This is a genomic window from Boseongicola sp. (genome assembly GCF_057460485.1).
The window spans coordinates 1-2,273 of record NZ_JBVCWP010000428.1 but is presented as its reverse complement, the minus strand read 5'-3'; the positions used below and the strand labels follow the sequence as shown (position 1 = coordinate 2,273).

General features: G+C 57.5%; 2 protein-coding genes. Both read right to left on the bottom strand.

Going from position 1 to position 2,273, the window contains the following annotated elements; all coding sequences use genetic code 11:
• The coding region (locus tag AC221Y_RS23165; protein ID WP_486708638.1) for a UPF0149 family protein at positions 1 to 1,961 on the bottom strand (1,961 nt) is incomplete at its 3' end.
• Between the two features lie 14 nt (positions 1,962 to 1,975).
• Positions 1,976 to 2,273: hypothetical protein (locus AC221Y_RS23160; RefSeq protein WP_486708637.1), on the bottom strand; the 298-nt coding region annotated here is incomplete at its 5' end.

The window sequence follows — 2,273 nt, the reverse complement described above, 5'->3', positions numbered from 1 at the left end:
ATCATATTGAGGACTTGTTTGTCATCGCGACTCAGTGCTCGTTTTGGCCAGGTTCCCTTGATGCCATCCACCGCCTGCGCGAAGCCCTCGGTCCAGGCCTGGAAGCGCTTCGGGGGCAGTTCTCGGATCTCCCCGCCGATCTCTCCGAGGTTCACAGCCTCGTTCAGCGCGCCGTAACGCAACATAAGGATGTCAAGAATACGTTGAATGGATACGTGTCCCTTAACCTCGATCTCCTCCATGAGCGGCATCAACCATTCATTCGGCGATACGAACTCCGGGGCGATCAGAACGGCGGTCAAATAACCATCAATCTGATCCGGCTTGAGCGGGCTGCCTTTGAGTAATTTGGCCAACTCGCCCTGTCGCTCAGCCTCGATTTCTGGCGGTTCGAACTCTTCGTCTTCCCATTCCAGGTCATCTCCAAGACCGTCCATCGCCCGCGCCGCTGCCACCTCCAGCGTTTGTCCGAGAATATCCTCAAAGACGGGTATCTTCTTGATCTCTCGCCCAGCCTCCAGCGCTTGGGCGACAACAGCAAAGCTCATCCACGCGTCAGGCGGGGCGCGGCGATCATGGCGCAATATTAGCGCTGACCGGGCAAAGAATTTTGTCCAATGATCACGCCTTTCATCAAGGTACCCGACGACGATCTTCTTTGTGCTGGCAGCAGTTGACGCTTCTTCAAGCGCTGCCATCAAAGTGGCATCAGAGACGAACCAGCTGCTGGAGATGTCATGTTCTGAGAACCAGTCACGGCTCTTGCCTATCAACCGATTGCGGCGATTGTCCGACAGAGCCTGAAGTTCTCCTTCCGGATCAACCGCCGCGAGAAGTACCGCATTCCCCCCGCTTTGTGGCGTTACATCGCCAATACCGAACATCGGTGCAACATCCAGGAAGCCCGGCGTTGTCACCGCACCGCGCGCCAGTCCGTCGCCAAGGGCGAAGCCAATGGCGGGGGCTACGTAGGACGGCGACACGTCATGCATCGTCATCGCTTGTTCAATTTGCTCAACGATGGTGTTCTGATCGCCTCTGCTGGAACAAGGAATGACATAAGCGTCCTTTACCCCGTGCCCCTCCTTGATCATCGCTGCGGCAACCGCCCGCGTGCTTCCACGGCTACAGACGCCCAAAATGCTCTGCGAGCCGGTGCCGTCAGGAAGCGAAGTCATCACCCGATGAAGCTGCCAATGTTGCGGGACAGTTCCACCTGACGGTTCCCGCCGCAGCGCAGTCTTTATCAGCGTATCAAGCGCTTGTCCGTTTGGCACCCAGTTGCGGATCAGGATCAAGTCGGACAGCAAGGCAGCATCCACATTTGCGCTCTCCGCAAGCAGCCCGAACCCAGCCATGGCCGCATCGCGCATCTCCGCAACCGGATCGAGCAGAAAATACCGCCCCACAGCAATCATGCGGGGATCAGCTTGCGCGATCATCTGCGTCAAAAATGCGGTTGTCACTTGAGCCGGCATAGCGCCCACAATTTCGCGAAGCTCAGTGTAGGTCTCGAAAGGCGTGGACCCGTCCGGGACAAGCCCTTCCGCGAGGTCCGCGACATCTGGAAGCGCGAGGCCCTCGTCTTCCGCTAGAGCCTCGAAGGCGTCGGGTGCCTTGCGTAGTTGGTCGGGCGGGGTGAGACTGGCACGGAGGTAAGCTTGGCAAAGTCCGAAGCAGGTCTCGGCGTCAAGCTCACCTGCTTCAGCCCGTTCTGCCAACCCCACCGTTAGAACCTGGAAAAAGTGGCTCGCCCCCGGCTCCTCATTTTCATTGTTCATGCGCGCTTCGTCCAAGATGCGCGACACAAGGATAAGACAGTCATTGCTGCGCTCTGTGCCAGCTTCAGGCAGCGTGTCGACGAGTTGCAGAACCATTTCTGGATCATACGAAAGAGGTGCCGCCCACCGATCCGCCCACAACAGCGTTCCCCTTGGATCACCTGCGGTTGGCCTATCCATAAGACAAGTATCTACTATCTCAACCACCAATGCCCCCAATTCTTGCAGCTTCCGAACGCGTCAAAGCCTTCAGCGTGTGGCCGGTCTCCGTAGAGGCTAACATTGGCAAGTGGGATCCGAAAGTAGGCTTGGTTCGTTGATCGTTTGAATTCGCCCATCATCAGGTTTTGCGGTTGCAGCGAAAGTCCGGTCTGACGGGCTGCACCGCAGCATTGCCAAGCATGGGCGAACGGCAGCAATGGGCCGGTCGTGTCTGTAAAAGGGCCAGATAATTTAGTCCCCGTGCTGGACCATGAGAAGTCGGTTGTGTGT